16 protein-coding genes are annotated in these 16,304 nt (G+C 48.1%); 11 read left to right on the plus strand and 5 right to left on the minus strand.

Annotation, left to right across the window (positions count from 1 at the left end):
* Nucleotides 1-23: 23 nt before the first annotated feature.
* From RQP50_RS24535 to RQP50_RS24545, 3 genes are all read left to right on the plus strand, one after another.
* Nucleotides 24-296, plus strand: a complete 273-nt coding sequence (locus RQP50_RS24535; protein WP_021255323.1) for a transcriptional repressor — start codon at nucleotides 24-26, stop codon at nucleotides 294-296.
* A 268-nt stretch (nucleotides 297-564) separates the two neighbouring features.
* Nucleotides 565-1,239 (plus strand): serine/threonine-protein kinase, encoded by a 675-nt coding sequence (locus RQP50_RS24540; protein WP_315747077.1) that lies wholly within the window; start codon nucleotides 565-567, stop codon nucleotides 1,237-1,239.
* A 160-nt stretch (nucleotides 1,240-1,399) separates the two neighbouring features.
* Nucleotides 1,400-2,587, plus strand: a complete 1,188-nt coding sequence (locus tag RQP50_RS24545) for a trans-sulfuration enzyme family protein (RefSeq protein WP_315747042.1) — start codon at nucleotides 1,400-1,402, stop codon at nucleotides 2,585-2,587.
* Between the two features lie 78 nt (nucleotides 2,588-2,665).
* Here RQP50_RS24545 and RQP50_RS24550 read toward each other — a convergent pair whose 3' ends face one another.
* Nucleotides 2,666-3,103 (minus strand): hypothetical protein, encoded by a 438-nt coding sequence (locus tag RQP50_RS24550; RefSeq protein WP_072730139.1) that lies wholly within the window; start codon nucleotides 3,101-3,103, stop codon nucleotides 2,666-2,668.
* 399 nt (nucleotides 3,104-3,502) lie between these two features.
* Between RQP50_RS24550 and RQP50_RS24555 the strand changes: the two genes are divergently transcribed.
* The 5 genes from RQP50_RS24555 to wsfD all read left to right on the plus strand — a co-directional run bounded on the left by RQP50_RS24555 (nucleotide 3,503) and on the right by wsfD (nucleotide 9,151).
* The gene (locus RQP50_RS24555; protein WP_072730140.1) at nucleotides 3,503-4,693 is read left to right on the plus strand and encodes an anhydro-N-acetylmuramic acid kinase; all 1,191 of its coding nucleotides are present in this window, start codon (nucleotides 3,503-3,505) and stop codon (nucleotides 4,691-4,693) included.
* Nucleotides 4,694-4,798: 105 nt separating this feature from the next.
* Nucleotides 4,799-5,896: a serine hydrolase domain-containing protein gene (locus RQP50_RS24560; protein ID WP_315747043.1), complete on the plus strand. Its 1,098-nt coding sequence runs from the start codon at nucleotides 4,799-4,801 to the stop codon at nucleotides 5,894-5,896.
* A 225-nt stretch (nucleotides 5,897-6,121) separates the two neighbouring features.
* Nucleotides 6,122-7,138, plus strand: a complete 1,017-nt coding sequence (locus RQP50_RS24565) for a glycosyltransferase family 2 protein (protein WP_315747044.1) — start codon at nucleotides 6,122-6,124, stop codon at nucleotides 7,136-7,138.
* The gene (locus tag RQP50_RS24570; RefSeq protein WP_315747045.1) at nucleotides 7,135-7,662 is read left to right on the plus strand and encodes a GtrA family protein; all 528 of its coding nucleotides are present in this window, start codon (nucleotides 7,135-7,137) and stop codon (nucleotides 7,660-7,662) included. Before RQP50_RS24565 ends, RQP50_RS24570 begins: the two co-directional genes overlap by 4 nt.
* Before the next feature lie 67 nt (nucleotides 7,663-7,729).
* Nucleotides 7,730-9,151, plus strand: a complete 1,422-nt coding sequence (wsfD, locus tag RQP50_RS24575; protein ID WP_315747046.1) for a glycan biosynthesis hexose transferase WsfD — start codon at nucleotides 7,730-7,732, stop codon at nucleotides 9,149-9,151.
* 125 nt (nucleotides 9,152-9,276) lie between these two features.
* Here wsfD and RQP50_RS24580 read toward each other — a convergent pair whose 3' ends face one another.
* The 4 genes from RQP50_RS24580 to RQP50_RS24595 all read right to left on the minus strand — a co-directional run bounded on the left by RQP50_RS24580 (nucleotide 9,277) and on the right by RQP50_RS24595 (nucleotide 13,380).
* On the minus strand, nucleotides 9,277-9,702 hold the full coding sequence (locus RQP50_RS24580; protein WP_028532002.1) for a MarR family winged helix-turn-helix transcriptional regulator: 426 nt from the start codon (nucleotides 9,700-9,702) through the stop codon (nucleotides 9,277-9,279).
* A gap of 165 nt (nucleotides 9,703-9,867) precedes the next feature.
* Nucleotides 9,868-11,097 carry a macrolide family glycosyltransferase gene (locus RQP50_RS24585; RefSeq protein ID WP_315747047.1) on the minus strand — a complete coding sequence of 410 codons (1,230 nt, stop codon included), beginning with the start codon at nucleotides 11,095-11,097 and terminating at the stop codon, nucleotides 9,868-9,870.
* A gap of 24 nt (nucleotides 11,098-11,121) precedes the next feature.
* A complete protein-coding gene (locus tag RQP50_RS24590) occupies nucleotides 11,122-12,618 on the minus strand; it encodes an MFS transporter (protein ID WP_315747048.1) in 1,497 nt (498 codons plus the stop codon).
* Between the two features lie 114 nt (nucleotides 12,619-12,732).
* Nucleotides 12,733-13,380, minus strand: a complete 648-nt coding sequence (locus RQP50_RS24595) for a hypothetical protein (RefSeq protein WP_315747049.1) — start codon at nucleotides 13,378-13,380, stop codon at nucleotides 12,733-12,735.
* Nucleotides 13,381-13,629: 249 nt separating this feature from the next.
* On the opposite strand from RQP50_RS24595, the gene RQP50_RS24600 reads away from it, so the two are divergent.
* The 3 genes from RQP50_RS24600 (at nucleotide 13,630) to RQP50_RS24610 (ending at nucleotide 16,229) form a co-directional block, all read left to right on the plus strand.
* Entirely contained in the window at nucleotides 13,630-14,202 is a 573-nt protein-coding gene (locus RQP50_RS24600; protein ID WP_021255310.1) for a hypothetical protein, read from the plus strand.
* Between the two features lie 91 nt (nucleotides 14,203-14,293).
* Nucleotides 14,294-14,749: a MarR family winged helix-turn-helix transcriptional regulator gene (locus RQP50_RS24605; RefSeq protein WP_021255309.1), complete on the plus strand. Its 456-nt coding sequence runs from the start codon at nucleotides 14,294-14,296 to the stop codon at nucleotides 14,747-14,749.
* Between the two features lie 136 nt (nucleotides 14,750-14,885).
* On the plus strand, nucleotides 14,886-16,229 hold the full coding sequence (locus RQP50_RS24610) for an L-cystine transporter (RefSeq protein ID WP_370510433.1): 1,344 nt from the start codon (nucleotides 14,886-14,888) through the stop codon (nucleotides 16,227-16,229).
* Nucleotides 16,230-16,304 lie beyond the last annotated feature (75 nt).

The raw sequence follows: 16,304 nt of genomic DNA on the forward strand, positions 1-16,304 counted from the left end.
CGATAAGAAAGGTAGGGACCCCCATGAATCGCAATTCGATGATCTCATTCGTACAATCTGACAGTAAGCGAGAACCCGTACATTTAACACAGCAGAGAGAAGCGGTCTTATCGTTCGTTAATCAAGCCAAGTCCCCCGCAACCGCGATTGAAATTTATATTGGAATGCGTGCGACCACGAAGCGCATTTCACTCTCTACGGTATATTGCAGCTTGAAATATTTTGTTAAGAACGGTATCGTGCGTGAACTGAATGAAGATCACACCTCGAAGCGGTATGAATGCATTGCCAAATAAGTCCTTGAATCCTTGATGGATCTTATCATTTACATGAGGAAGGATAGAGGCTCAGATTATATCTGAGTCCCTATCCTTTTTTTGCGTGACCATACCCTGATGTATTCCTTGGCTGCTCCCAATTAGATTGCAAAAAGAGGCTCTCATTTTTTGGATCTGGGGCATCTGATGATAGCGCTCGAAGACCGGCGATATGGTATATTAAGGGGAGAAATGCGTTTCGCTTGGGTGGCACATGGTCAATGATTAGAAGGAGAAATGGGTATTGATGCTTAATCCAGAGCAGCTTCAGTCGCTAATAGAGCAGATTGAGCTTGTTCTGCTGCCTGCAGCAGACATTCGCAGTCTGAATGGGGACGATCCCGTTCAAGTGTCCAATACACCGGTGGATTGGGAGGTTATTGGCGCAGGGAATTATGCGGTCGTCTTCAGCCATAAGCAATATGCCTCTGTTGCCGTAAAAATGTATGCAGCAGGTAGGAAGGGTTTGGACGACGAAGCGGAAGTATATCGACGTCTGGGCAAGCATCCTGCCTATTCGGAATGTTATTACGTCGGGCAAGGATATTTGATATTGAAGCGGCTACCTGGGGTAACGCTGTATCACTGCCTCCGGCACGGGATATCGATACCACAATCGGTATTGGACGATATTGATGAAGCGCTGGAGTATGCATCCGCACGAGGGTTGACCCCAAGAGATATTCATGGCAAAAATGTCACCAATGATTGTGGCAAAGGGTATGTCGTGGATGTATCCGATTTTCTGATCCCGCAGCCTGACCGCATGTGGGGAGACTTCAAGCAGGCATATCGGTTGTTGTACAAACCGCTAGGCTTGAAGTGGGGAGTGCCGGTTCCGGAGTGGCTGCTTGAGCTGCTTCGCAAAAGCTACCAGATGTACCGTAGACGCGCGGCTGCGACGGGCTGCGATAAGAACTGACTAAGCGAGTGGGAAGGAAAATACATGGGAAGTAGAAGGTCATTAGTACTAGGAATTCATATTTAGCAATGTCCATACACGGTGTCAGGTAGGGCTGGCATGCCTCAGTATGGTGCAATATAAATGTAGTCATTATTGCCGCGAAGGGAACGATAAGATCATGTCAACCGAGAGACAAGGCCTGTCTTCAGACAAGAAGTGGGACAAGCAAACAGTAGTCGTGCATGATTGTCACGATGAACGGCATTTCGGTGCAGTTACAATGCCGATGTATCAGAACAGTCTGTTTACCTTTTCATGCCACAAGGAATTTTATGAGGCATTGGATTCTCCGCTAGAGCACCATCTCTACTCGCGCGGCAACAACCCGAGCGTCAATGAATTAGAGCGTCGGTTGGCTCTGCTGGAGGGAGGGGAAGCAGCACGCTGCTTCGCTTCAGGAATGGCGGCGATCTCTGCGGCCATTATGTCAGCGGTGAAGGCCGGTGATCACGTTATCTGTGTGGATCATGTCTATGGGCCAACTCGTGAAATGCTTGGCAATTACCTGCACCGCTTCGGGATTGAGACGACATTCGTGAATGGGGAATCGATTGAGAGTATAGAAGCCGCTGTTCGGCCGAATACTTCGATGTTATATCTCGAGAGCCCGACAAGCATGACGATTCGACTTCAGGATCTGCGTGCATGTGCAGAGCTCGCCAAGCGAATCGGAGCGACAACGATCATTGATAATACGTGGGCGACTCCGATATTCCAGAATCCGCTGGAACTCGGTATTGACTTGGTGGTTCATTCCTTGACGAAATATATTGGCGGACATAGTGATATTATGGCTGGGGTTATTATCGGTTCCCATGAACGGCTGCAAGAAATCGGACGCCATGAATTTCTGCTATACGGCGGAATCATGACGCCGCAGACAGCATGTCTTGCGATGCGCGGACTGCGTACGCTCCCACTGCGTATGGAGCGGCTGCAGCAGAATGGTCTTGCTGTGGCTGCGTATTTGGATGAGCTTCCGTACATTGCACGAGTAAATCATCCCGGACTGACTACTTATCCGCAGCATGAGTTGGCGAAGCAGCAAATGAGTGGGTACGGGAGCTTGTTCTCCTTCGAGATGGCGCTTCCGCTTGAGCAGGTGCTGACATGGGCAGATCGGCTGCAAATGTTCCGAATCGGGGTCAGCTGGGGTGGCTATGAGAGCTTAGTGCAAGTTGTTCGTCCACTAGCAGGGCAAGAGGGAGAAGAGCTTGTCCTCGTACGGCTGTACGCAGGACTTGAGGATCCTGAACTGCTCATTCAGGATATGCGCCGCTCCTTCGAACAATTGGGACTATCGTAGAATTAGAGGTATATAGGATGAACACAAAAGAACTGGCTGCGCAGATAGACGCGTCCAGTTCTTTTTGCGTTGCAGCCATCATTTTTCGATACAGAGGGTAATGTTGAACTCGCTCTCCTCATCTTCGATGTAGGCTGCAATCTTGCGCAGCAAGGCAGCAGCCTGTGATCCTGAAGCTGCTAAGTCATACTTGAACTTCATCTCTTCTTGGGATAGTACAACTTGGTGAGAAGCCGGAGAGAAGCTGCCCGTTTCATCTCGGAGCGTATAGCTTGCGTTTGCAAGCAGCGACTCGTTGGATGATCGAGGCATAATCGGATTGAATACACTTTTTTTCCCGCATAGATCCTCATAAATTTGTAGCTTCTTCAACCAATTGTAATACATCGAAGAGCTCTTGAACCCGAAGCCTTCTGCCATTTCATGAATACGATTGCTTAGACGCAGCTTCTTTATGGTATCAATTTGTTCGTCTCTCTCAAGGGACTCAATATCCTGAAGAGAAGGGAAATTCATACAATCAGCTCCTTAGTGTGATGAAAATCTCTTGGATTGATTTGGATAGATTATAATCTGTCAGGATCAGAAATACAATGTGTCAATTGTGTTACGAGGAGCAATTGGTTACATGAGAAATGTACGAGCTGAAGCAGAATGTTTTAATAATTGTTGAAATTATTCTTCAACATGGCTCTTTTCGATCTGCGTAAGCACATCCCTATGAGATTCATGTGGAATGATAATTCTATTATTATATCATAAATTGAAATAAAATTTCAAAAGCGTATAATAAGATATAGAGGTCAAAAATGACATGTTCTCTCAACAAATAGGGCTTAATGGATTCAGCAGCAATTATTTATGAAGGCGTTTACATACCGTGTAGTGAATTGGAGTTTCTAAGGAGGAGAAAGGTTGCGCACACGATCATTAGCTGTAAAATCGGAACATATTATCATCGGACTAATGTCAGGTACATCACTCGACGGGATTGACGCCGCAGTCGTTCGCATTCAGGGTGCGGGAGTAGAGTCTCGGGCAGATATGATCGTCTTTCATTGCAAGGAATATGATGATGAGCTTCGAGAGCGACTGAAAAGATTGTGTACAAGAGGCGGTACGAGTACAGAAGAAATATGTATCATGAATGCCTATATGGGGGAAATGCTGGCACAGGCGGCGCGCGAGGCGGCAAGCAATGCTGGAATCTCGATGGAGGACGTCGATTTCATCAGCTCCCACGGCCAGACAATCTGGCACCAGCCTGTCGTAGATAAGGCAGATCGATGTGCGGTTCCTTCCACTCTACAAATTGGGGATATCTCAATCATTGCCAAGCATACGGGTGTCCCCGTTATCGGAGATTATCGGCCGGCGGATATGGCAGTTGGCGGACAGGGAGCGCCATTAACGCCGTATGCGGACTATCTGTTGCTGCGAGACTCGGAAGTGGGCAGAATTGCGCAGAACATTGGCGGAATTGGCAATTGTACGATTCTTCCTGCTGGCGGGGATCAGAGTACGGTGACCGCCTTCGATACGGGTCCCGGCAATATGCTGATCGATCAAGCCATCTATCAATTATCGGGCGGGGCATATGGGTATGACCGCAATGGGGAATGGGCGTCACGCGGCCAGGTGAATACCGAGCTGCTGGATGAATTGCTTGCACATCCATACTACGCCGAGCCGCCAGTGAAGACGACTGGACGTGAGATGTTCGGTACGGATTATGCGCTGCATTGGATCGAGCATGGCAGAATGCTGGGGCTGTCGGCTGAGGATATCGTTGCGACATTCACCGCATTGACGGCCCGCACGATTGCGGATGCCTATCGGCAGTTTGTATTTCCTCAACACCGCATACGAGATGTTATTGTCAGCGGAGGTGGAGCACGCAATGCAACACTGATGCGCTGGCTTGCGGAAGAGCTGCCGGAACAGAAGGTGACAGCCTCTGATGAGATGGGATTGCCGGGAGATGCGAAGGAAGCGATCGCATTCGCCCTGCTTGCAAATGATTTTATACACGGGATTCCGAATAATTTGCCTCGTGTTACCGGAGCTGTGCGTCCAACCATTATGGGCAAGCTGGCCATGCCATAATCCAATCCATAGCTATGCTTGCTATGAAGTGGATGAGAATTTCTCGGTAATAGGACTTACGATTGCGTTCTAAGATTCATCACAATGCTGTGGGGGGATTGGGCGATGCCAGAAGGTCGTCTTGCTGCGAACAACGCACAGTTTCAGGATGCTTGCGCGCTGATTGATGATGCAATAATGAGTGGAGATATTCCAGGGGCCGTCTCGCTTATTTGGTACGGTGGTCATGCGTTCGAGTATGCTAGGGGCCATGCAGTGGATACAGATAAGCAGAGGATACCAGTCACGATTGATACCATATACGATTGTGCTTCCTTGACGAAAATTGTCGTGACACTCCCGTTACTATTGATGCTGGTTGAGTCAGATAAGCTTAACTTGGATGATCCTGTGGCCATGCACATGCCCGAGTTCAGCGGCAATGGAAAAGATTCGATTACGATTCGCCAGTTGCTCGCACATACTTCAGGCCTGCCTCCTCATCGGGATTTGTATTCACATGGATGGTCACCTGATGAGATTGCTCGCTATCTGGATCGTATGGAAGTAGAGTATCCGCCGGGAGCAGGCTGTCAGTATAGTTGTCTCGGCTATATTGTACTTGGCAGACTTATAGATCGCGTATGCGGAGAATCACTGGCTACAGCGGCGGAACGCATGCTGCTGAAGCCGCTCGGCATGGTGGACAGCAGCTTCAATCCTCCGCAGGAGGCTCGTTCACGAATAGCGGCTACGGAATATGATTCGCGGCTAGAGGAGCATTGCTGGGGACGGGTCCATGATGAGAATGCAGCTGCGTTGGGAGGCGTCGCCGGAAACGCAGGGCTGTTCGCTTCTGCGCGCGATCTAGTGCGTTATGCCCGCTTATGGGTAAGCAAGGCTGAGCTGCATGGAGTGGAGGGAAATTTGCTGTCTGACCGCGTCATTCAAGAGGCGCTCCGTTGTCAGACTTCCAATATAGCCAATGCAAAGCGAGGACTTGGTTGGGTGCTGCAAGGAGATACCGCTGATTTTGCTGGAACAGGATGGTCAGCCTCCAGCTTCGGTCATACAGGCTTTACGGGTACAAGCATATGGATCGATCCTGAAAGGGATATCGTAGTGGTGCTGCTTACCAATCGCGTGCATTATGGACGGGATAAGAGTGTATCAGAACTGCGACGCCAATTTTATGAAGCCGTCCTTGCAGCAATCACAGAATAAAGTTGATTTGTCGGCATGAAACGGAGAATTCACGTCCCTTTATCACGATTTTCGTCTAATACCGCCTGCTGTTCGCTTTGAGCGATCGGCAGGCGTTTTTGTCTTTCGCTATAATAGATGAGCCAAGTTATCATTTTGGTTATGCATATTTCATGATATAGGATATAATGGAAATCAGCTGTATGTGGAAATATGTCGTATTTTCAATGTAAAAGGGGTACTACGATGACATTACCGATTCTTTATATGGTCATTCCTTGTTATAACGAGGAGGAGGCCTTGCCAATTACGACACCCGTACTCATCGAATTGCTGAAGGGACTCGAACGGGATCAGCTCGTATCAGCCGACAGCCGTATCGTGCTTGTAGATGATGGGAGCCGAGATGGAACGTGGCAGCAGATCGAGAAGGCCCGCGCCGCTCACCCTGTTATTTGCGGATTGAAGCTTGCTCGCAATGCTGGCCATCAGAAGGCGCTGTTAGCCGGACTTATGTACGCGAAGGAGCATGCGGACTGCATCGTGTCGCTAGACGCCGATCTTCAAGACGATACCGGAGCCATTCGAGAATTCGTACGCAAGTTTCATGAGGGATACGAGGTCGTATACGGTGTTCGCAACAGCAGAGCAACAGATACATGGTTCAAGCGCTGGAGTGCTGAATCCTTCTATAAAGTGATGCGCAAGATGGGTATCCCATTGGTATACAACCATGCAGATTATCGCCTTATGAGCCGGAGGGCTGTAGAACACTTGAGCGAATTCCATGAAGTGAACTTGTTCTTGCGAGGAATCGTACCGCTGATCGGATTCCGTTCTACAACAGTTGCCTATGACCGTATGGAGCGTGTTGCAGGTGAATCGAAGTATCCGCTTCGCAAGATGCTGTCTTTTGCATGGGATGGCATTACGTCGTTCAGCATCAAACCTATGCGCCTTGTTACAATGCTTGGCTTCATCAGTCTGGGAGCGAGTATTATTGCCGGAGGCTACACGCTTATTTCCAAGCTGACAGGACATACCGTGTCCGGCTGGGCTTCATTGATGTTCTCGCTATGGTTCATCGGCAGCATTCAGCTGCTGGCGTTAGGGGTGATCGGAGAGTACATCGGGAAGATATATAATGAAGTAAAGCGCAGACCACCCTATATTGTGGAGACGGTGCTGTCTGACGCATACGTGGTACAGAATGAGGCGCAGCCTTCCTGGCCGGGTGCCCAGCGTGCAGAGGTGAACCGATGAGCCGTGAGCAAGCGGCCAAGAAGGGCTGGCTGGGATTGTTCAGCCGCTATGCGGTTATCGGCGTGATTAACACATGCATTGGACTTGGGCTTATTTATGCACTGATGCACCTTGCTGGATGGGATCACTTCGCATCGACATTTGTAGGGAACACAATAGGGGTGCTGTGCAGTTATGTGCTCAATCGCCGCTTTACGTTCCAATACGAGGGGGCGCAGCTCAGCAGCTTCATTCGGTTCCTTGTTATTTCCTTGCTCTGTTATGCAGCAGCCTACGTGCTGCTTCATCCTGCATTCTCGGCGCTGGTTACGGGGCTGCTAGGCTCGCTGCCGCAATCATGGCAGCAATCGCTGATTGTGTTATGCGAAGCGGGTGCTTACACCGTAACTTCGTTTGTTCTCCATCGACTGATTACCTTCGCCGCACCATCGTCAGCATCTGAGCCTTCATCCCGTGTGGTGCGAGCGAGCGACGGACAACACGGAGAGGACTATGACAACTACCGCAGTGCTGAACGCCAATAAATGAAATGAGGCGCTTCCCCATCTCGGGGAAGTGCTATTCTTTTTAGTTAGGAGAGTGATTCTTGGCATGAAACGAAAAGATTGGGTATCTTGGGGTTCCGTTCTAATCGGTGCTATCATTTTAACATGCATTTTGTTTACTTCGCCTTATATCGGAGTAGCAGATAACGGAGACTTTGATCGTATCGTGCGGAGCGGGGGGATATCGCCGCTTAATGACACGTTTACATATGAGGACAAATATTTCGGATTTAGTCATTCCAAATATGATTACGGCCCATTTGCCGTCAATTATGCGTCTTCGCAGGTGTTGTTTGTCTTCATTGCAGGGCTGCTTGGACGGGTGCTCAATCCATCCTATTTCCCGATGCAGGCAATGGGCATTGTATATTCATTGCTGCTATTAAGCACACTGTTTGTCATTGTCCGCTACGCTTGTGCAGGCAAGCGGTGGCTGCAAATCACAGCAGCGCTCTGTGTACTGTTCATGTTTTTCGATATTGGATATGTCGGTTATTTTCATTCCTTTTTCGGTGAGTCGGTTTCCCTGCTGTTTCTATTGTTGTCCACGGCGATTGCGGTTACTTTGGCAAGGCAGCAGCATCCTTCACTCACTTGGCTAGTCCTATTGTTTGTCTGCGCGTTTATATTGGCAGCCTCCAAGATTCAAAATGCGCCGGTTGGCTTGGTGTTTGCTTTATATGGGCTTCGATTGTACAAAAAGCGGCCGGATCGAGCTTGGAAGCGGGTGATAGCTGGGGGAGCAGCCTTCATGATCGCGACAACAGCGCTCATCTATGTGTTCGCGCCTAAAGAGCTGAAGCAAATCAATTTGTATCAGACGATCTTCTTCGGAATTTTAAAAGATTCTTCGCATGTGTCAGAGGACTTGGATGCACTAGGCATCCCTCAGAAATATGCGGTTCTCGCTGGAACGAACTATTTTCAATCCGATGTCCCGATTAAGCAGGATGCGCCTGAGCTTACTGAACATGTTTACTCCAGACTTGGACATATGGACATTGTTGGCTACTATTTGCGTCATCCAGGCCGGATCATTGACAAGCTTGAGGCTGCCGCTGCGCAGGCGACATTCATTCGTCCTTATTACCTAGGGAGCTATGAGAAGGAATTGGGTGAGCCACGCGGTGCACTATCGTATACCTACAGTACTTGGAGTGAGGGCAAGAAGAAACTAATTCCGAAGAACTTTACCTTCTTCTTCATCTTCTTTGTACTATACATTGGCATCGTGCTGAAGGAGTATATTCGGAATAAATATAAGCGCCAGATGCTGGATGTCACGCTCATCGTAGCCTTAATAGCGATTATCTCGGTTGCGGTGCCGCTTGTCGGCGATGGGGAAGCCGATTTGGGCAAGCATCTATTCCTGTTCAATGTGAGCTTCGATATTATGATCGTATTTACGGTCATTTGGATCGTGTCACAGGTGCGCCGGATATTCGACCGTTCGCCGGAGTTGGAATAGCGGGCGAAATACAGCCATGATATAGCTGCGCATATGGGAAATCCCCTCGGGCCGCAGCTGCACATCGTAAGATATCGATGATGCAGCTGCGGAACTCCGAGGGGATTTTTATACTGCCTAATCTGTTATAGATCCTTAACATTGTTATGCATAATGGACAAGATTCTGCGGAACGTTTCCACTTCTTCCTCTGTTAATCCTTCAATCGTTTTCTGGTAAGCTTCAATGGATGGAGCAAGTATGTCTTCTTTGATTTCTCGGCCTTTGACAGTCAAGTATACACGAAGTGATCTGCGATCCGATTCATGCGTTACTCGATAGATAAAGCCTTTTTTCTCGAGCTTGAACAGCATGCGAGCTACATTCGTCTGGTCTTTATGCAGCCGCTCAGCGAGTTCCTTCTGTGTGATTCCTTCCTGCTCCCACAACACCACTAAGATTTCCCATTGGTCGACAGTGATGTCGAAAGGATTTACAACCTTCTGATAATAATTCGTAAGCTTCAAATCTGCCCGATGAACAATGACTCCGATATACTTTTCTAATTCCAAATGCGGACCCCCAGATTCATTCACATCGTTATTATAGTTGTTCAAATACGCATACTTTGAACAACCCCTATCGTTGTTATGACCATTATAGGTAAGGACAAATAACGTGTCAATGAAGCGGGACAGTTGTCGATTGAGCGACGAATCCGGGTTACTTCCGTGTCCTCAAGGCTGTGCTGCTGCCTTCCCAACAACGCTCATGACGATCTCGGCAGCCCGTTCATATCCTCCTGCTTCGCGAAGAGACTTGCCGATGGCATGGGCTTGCTGCTTATAGGAAGGGGTATGCAGCACTTCGAGTAGTGCGCTCCGCAGCACTTCTGGCGTGAGACCTTGATGATCCACGATAACTCCAGCTCCCCGGTTCTTCACTTGCATGGCAACCATAGGCTGATCGGACGTTAATGGGATCATGACGAGCGGCACATCGTAGTATAAGGCTTCACTTGTGCTGTTCATGCCGGCATGTGTAATGAAGACATCCACTTGCTGCAGCACTTCCAATTGCGGCAAGTAGGGTTTAATAATGAAATTGTCTGGAATCAAGTCAGCAAGCGGCTCCATATTTGTCTCTTTGCCACAGGCTAAAATGAATGTAATGGATTCATTGCGAAAAGCTTCAAAGCATAGCTTGTAAAATTCAATGTTATTGTTCAAAATGCTGCCTAGCGATATATAGACGGTATGTGCGTAAGGAAGCTGGCTGCGATCCAATGTAAAGGTTGGGGCATCCATGCGCGGTACGATGGATGAGCCAGTGAACACATAGCTGTCGTCCAGCAATTCTGCATTCGGCTGCAAATCACGGCTGAGATGCACGACCTTCAGCTCTCCATATGCCTTGAAAATATCAGACATGTCGGGAGTGGATAGTTGATAGCGCTCCGCTAATTGCCCCGCGATCTCCATCGAGGAATCATAGATTGCCTGAATTTCCTGCTCCTCCTGCTCGGTTAGCTGTTGTTCTGCTCCGAGCGGTTTCACGAATACGAACGAAGTGATGGAGCATACAGCAGGGATGCCAAGCCGCTCTGCAATGATTTGCCCGCTCCAGCCACCTAATAAGTAATCATAAATCAAATAGTCGTAAGAGCCCTGCTCAGTGAGAGCAAGAACCTCTGGAATGATAGGTTCAATCATGCCGCGCAGGATGAAATGAATAAATTGGTAAGGATGCATGTAAACTTTCGGCTTCAATATCGGATCATCAGCAAATGATCCTCGGGCGTACGTGTAAGTGATGACTTTTGCACCTGTTGCTTCAATCCGTTTGCGATATTCCTCGGTGCACACATAAGTAACTTCCTCGCCGCACTTCACGAGCTGCTGAACCAAGCCTAACGATGGATTCACATGTCCTTCAGCAGGAGTAATGACAACCAATGCACGTGCCAAATCGTCCACCTCCAATAATGGATGCTACATTGATGAATGTGACTGTACAATGCTGTGGGCTTTCATTGTAATGCGGAAAGACGTAACGAAACTGAGAACAACGAAGCAGAGTTGCAGAACCAATGCCATCATGACACCCGTGAAGATTCCCAATTGCAGGCTTTCACTTAGAGCTACAAGGGCCCCACTTATCCCTATGCTTACAGCTATGCTGAATGAATCGATGAATTGGAGTGTGGCGGATACCTCGCCCTCCTTGCCTTCCTCAGCCAGCTGCAGAGCAACTGCCCCAATTGTTGGGGTGGCTAGCCCGACTCCAAATCCGGTAATGACCTGCGAGATCAAGGCGAGAGCAACGCCGCCGCCTGACAGTCCAATGGAAGTTAGAACAAGCGAGACACCCACAATCATGATGCATAAGCCAACCCGAATTCTCCTCTGTCGGTCTTCGCCTAGGTCCCGTCGGTCAAGGCGAGCTTGTACCCATGCGGCACCAGACCAACTTAATGCCCCAGCGGCTACGATTAGTCCCGCGAGATCCTCAGTTATTCCTCTTACCTTCGTTAATCCGAGAACGACATAGCTCTCCGTTGCGAAATAGCAGGCGATGTAGAGTGCTCGGGTTACGATTATGGCAGGGAGACCACGCGTTACCGTGAATGTTCCCTGAGGCAGCAGACGACGGAGCGGATGTACCATAATGGCAATCCCAATTCCGGTGAGCACTACGCCTAACCAATCCGTAATTCGGCCTAACCCGGTCAGCAGCAATCCTGTTCCGATAGCGAGCAGTATTGCGTATAACTCTTTGCGCCCGCCCCTGATCTCGGAACTGCTTGATTTCTGTATGCTCCGGAAAGAAGGCAGTGTCATACAGAGTGCGAGCACGATAAGAGGGAGCACGAGCCAAAACACGAATCGCCACGATAAATAGATCGAGATGAGGCCTGCGACATAAGGTCCGATTAATGCAGGAAGAACATAAGCGGCTGAGAAAGCTGCCAATATAGAGGTGCGCAGCGAATCCGGGTATCGAACCGTTACAATGTAATAGACACAGGTGACAAGGGAGCCAGCACCAAAACCCTGCAATGCTCTTCCTGCAATGAGCATATACATATGGAAGGAGAGAGCAGCTATGATGATGCCAATGACAAAGATAGAGCAAGAGACGAGAACGGATGCAATTACGCCATGCCGATCAATTTGTTTGCCGATAACCATGGTACCTATAAGTTGAAATAATAAGAAGGTACTAAAGATCCAGCCATACAAATGGATGCCTTGCAGACTGTGTGCGAGTGTGGGAGCTATGGTAGTAATGGCGAGACCCTCGAAGGCGACAGTAGATAAAATGAGTATGATGCCGATTGTCAACGCCCGATACGGAACTTGAAAAATTCCGGTGTCTGCAGAACGAATTCCAACACACCTCCGTTCAAAAGTTATAATTGCCTTGACAATAGTAGTCATAGCAACTAATTGGGTAAAAAGAGACATAACCGTTATGTATGGATGCAATACAATGGTTATGTCTCTTTGTCGTCCTAGATAGTTGCTACGACTATTATATTCACGGCAATCATTTATGTCAATACCTGTAAATTTGAATATTCACTTAGCTGGAGCTGCAGATTACCATCTGATCCACAGGTTTCCCTTCCAAGTCGGGATATTCGCCCAGCGCTTTCCTTTTGCATCATATTTCACTGTACGCACGGTTACCGTCTGCGGCTTCAATTCTCCAACCTTCTTGCCATCAATGGCTTGATAGAGTGGAGTTATTGCTGTTAACTTGACACGCTGGCTTTGTTCTGGATTTAGTATCCATGCTTTGCCTTGATAACTATTGATCTGATACCAGGTAAATCCGGACTCATCAATTTGCTCATTGATAATAGGAAGTGTCTGCGCTGCAAGATTGCCCGTCTGCTTGCCGTTAGGTATGTTATATATGGTTGTATTGGGGCCGACTGCAACGAGTTTGGAGTAGGCATTCGGGTCTTTCATCCACGCTGTACCCATCCATGTAAACACTCGATACCAAGTCGTATTGTGCTCATCCTTCGATGCTGCTTCAATTGAAATCACCTGGGGCTCCAAGAGGCCTACTATTTTACCGCTGATTGAATCATAGAGAGTCGTGTTTTGTTTCAGGTCTATCGACACGATTTCTGTCGTAACAACTCCAGTTGTATCTGTTTCTTGTGCGGCAAATGCTCCTGTTGCAGCTATCGTACTGAACGTTAAAGTCATAGCCATCACTGCCACTAATTTCTTCATTATTGAATTCTCCTCTCTCATGGTTATACAATGGTATGGTTTACTGCTAAGGTGAACATTCCGATTACTGGTTACTGGACTTTGTTGTCAGATACCAACTTTATGTGAGGCTTTCTCTAGGATATTAAAGTTTACGATGAGGACATGAAGGTATCATTTATAGGTGACATAAGGAATGTTCCCCCGCCTTGTTTAGTATGTAACCGGTTTACATGGTAGTGAAACAATATTTTGGAAGGAATGATAAGAGTGAAGACATTGTGGAAATGGCTGCGCCGTGGATTGTTGACGGTCATCGTATTGTTTATTCTGCTTGCTGGAGCGGCGTATTTTTACATTCAACCGACTACGGTATTAGGCTGGCCTCCTCAAGTGGATGTGTCCTTGTCAGAACGTTTGGAGCAAATCGTACACAATCGTTCTCTTACGATACAATTTAGCGAAGAAGAGATTAATGGACTGGTATCCAAGCATATGCAGGAGACAGAACCTTATCGCTCGTTGAAGGAAAAGTGGAATATTAGTGGGATGAAGACAGAGCTTGCGAACAATGAATTGGAAGCAACGATTCAATTGGAGCCTATCTCTTATGTTCAAGCAGAGCTCAAGATTACATTCCAATTGGAGTGGGATGATAGCAGTCAATCAGTACGTGTAGTGCCGACTGATGCCCGCGTGAAGGACATTTCAATCCCTCTCTCATGGCTGTCATTGCAGACGAAGGAATTTTCCTTATCGTCAGAGCTGCCGCATTTGGTTAAAGTAAAAGAAGTGAAGTTCTTAGAAGATGGCTGGAAGTTCCGCTTTGGGCTGAAACTTTAGTACGGAGTAAGATGAGCCTATTTGTTGCCGATTGCTAGGTTCATGTTAGGATTGGTGTGTTAGATAGGACGATAGAAAAGGACGTGACAGTTTGCCTAATCGTGAACAACTGCTCCAATTGCAGATGAATTTCCGCTCTATGCTGCGTGGGATGCGCGCCCAATGGGATCGGCATTTGGAACTGCATAACCTCAATGTGAATATGACTCAATTTGCAGTACTGAATCTTCTATTTCGCAATGGGGCAATGAAAGTAACAGATGTAGCAAAGGAGCTTCGCTTGACACCGGGAGCCGTGACGGGCATAACCGATAAGCTCACCTTGCTGCAATATGTTACACGCAATCGAGATGCACTTGATCGTCGCATTAATTATTTGGAGCTTACAGAAGCTGGGCATGAGAAGGTCAAGGCGGTAGAAATCCAGCGAGAGATTGTGTTCTCACGCTTCTTCGAAGGTATTCCGGATGAAGAGTTGCTTCATTTCATTCACATCTGTCAGCAAGTCAACCTCAATCTGGATGAAATATCACAAGTTGGGGAGTAATAATAGCATCACATGATGCTGGATGGAATTATGGACATGAGAATGTCCGCGCCTCCTGCGACCAAGGAGTGAAATGACCGTGAGCAACGGTTGGTGGTTGATCGTTCATGCTGTTGTTGTGCTTGGACTCCTCTATATGCTGTATGTCATGCAGAAGAGGCATGTGTCCTTTACGAAGCGGGTATTTGCTGGGCTCGGCTTAGGGATTGTATATGGAGCGATTCTCCAGCAGCTATATGGAGCTGGGCATGATATTGTACGTGTGCTCAACGATTGGGTGTATATCGTGGGTGGTGGCTATGTACGTCTGCTGCATATGGTCGTCATTCCGCTGATTATCGTATCTATCATTTCCGCGATCTTGCATGTGACGACGAGAACGGGTGTTGGCAGGATGAGTGCAGTGATTATAAGCATCCTGATCGCGACGACTGCCGTTGCAGCTGCTGTCGGCATCGCATCTGCGCTGGCCTTCAATTTGTCCGCTGTGAATATGGAGGCGGGACAACAAGAGACAGAACGTGGGCAGCACTTGAGTGAACAGGTCGGAGAAGTGCGTGATATGACGATCCCGCAGCAGGTACTGGAGTTCATACCTACGAATCCATTTCTCGATATGACAGAGGGAAGAAGAACTTCTACCATTGCAGTTGTTATTTTCTCTGCCTTTGTTGGAATTGCAGCATTAGGTGTGGCTAGGAAGAAGCCTGAGCATGGGCGCACGTTCGCCTCTATCATTGATTCGCTACACGCGGTTGTTATGCGGATGGTGACATTGGTGCTTCGATTAACGCCGTATGGTGTTCTTGCGTTGATGATTCGCGTTGTGTCTACGACAGCACCAGCGGAGATATGGAAGTTAGGCCGATTCGTAATTGCTTCTTACGTTGCACTGATTGTCATGTTTATCATTCACCTGCTGCTTCTTGGGCTATCGGGGATATCGCCTGCGCGATACGTGAAGCTCGCAACTCCTGCCTTGGTATTTGCCTTTACGTCACGTACAAGTGCAGGTTCTATTCCGATCAATGTGGAGACACAGAGGGATAAACTTGGAGTACCGGAGAGTTTTGCGAATTTTAGTGCGTCGTTCGGCGCTTCAATGGGGCAGAACGGATGTGCCGGCATATATCCTGCCATGCTGGCCGTTATGATTGCACCTACTGTGGGAATGAATCCGCTCGATCCATGGTTTATTCTGCAGCTCATAGCGGTAGTTGCGATCAGTTCCTTCGGTGTTGCGGGTGTTGGAGGAGGAGCTACATTTGCCGCACTAATCGTGCTGTCCTCGATGAATTTGCCGGTTGGCTTGGCGGGACTGTTAATTTCTGTAGAGCCCCTAATTGATATGGGGCGCACCGCGCTAAATGTAAATGGATCCATGCTGGCGGGCGTATTATCCTCTCGTTGGCTAAGACAGTGGGACAAGGAAGCATTTCTCCGTGGTGAGAGCCGTTCACTTTCCGGGGAAGAATCTTAGTTGAATATGATATGAACGGTTAAGCATTACAAAAGGCTAAAGGCTCGTCATACGGACGAGCCTTTTTTGTTATTC

Source organism: Paenibacillus suaedae (genome assembly GCF_032337355.1).
Classification (GTDB): Bacteria; Bacillota; Bacilli; order Paenibacillales; family Paenibacillaceae; genus Paenibacillus_B; species Paenibacillus_B suaedae.

Excerpts from the sequence above, each read along its gene's own strand:
- RQP50_RS24535 (WP_021255323.1), top strand. The coding sequence starts at position 24 with ATGAATCGCAATTCGATGATCTCATTCGTACAATCTGACAGTAAGCGA.
- RQP50_RS24540 (WP_315747077.1), top strand. The coding sequence starts at position 565 with ATGCTTAATCCAGAGCAGCTTCAGTCGCTAATAGAGCAGATTGAGCTT.
- RQP50_RS24545 (WP_315747042.1), top strand. The coding sequence starts at position 1,400 with ATGTCAACCGAGAGACAAGGCCTGTCTTCAGACAAGAAGTGGGACAAG.
- RQP50_RS24550 (WP_072730139.1), bottom strand. The coding sequence starts at position 3,103 with ATGAATTTCCCTTCTCTTCAGGATATTGAGTCCCTTGAGAGAGACGAA.
- RQP50_RS24560 (WP_315747043.1), top strand. The coding sequence starts at position 4,799 with ATGCCAGAAGGTCGTCTTGCTGCGAACAACGCACAGTTTCAGGATGCT.
- RQP50_RS24565 (WP_315747044.1), top strand. The coding sequence starts at position 6,122 with ATGACATTACCGATTCTTTATATGGTCATTCCTTGTTATAACGAGGAG.
- RQP50_RS24570 (WP_315747045.1), top strand. The coding sequence starts at position 7,135 with ATGAGCCGTGAGCAAGCGGCCAAGAAGGGCTGGCTGGGATTGTTCAGC.
- wsfD (WP_315747046.1), top strand. The coding sequence starts at position 7,730 with ATGAAACGAAAAGATTGGGTATCTTGGGGTTCCGTTCTAATCGGTGCT.
- RQP50_RS24595 (WP_315747049.1), bottom strand. The coding sequence starts at position 13,380 with ATGAAGAAATTAGTGGCAGTGATGGCTATGACTTTAACGTTCAGTACG.
- RQP50_RS24610 (WP_370510433.1), top strand. The coding sequence starts at position 14,886 with ATGCTGTATGTCATGCAGAAGAGGCATGTGTCCTTTACGAAGCGGGTA.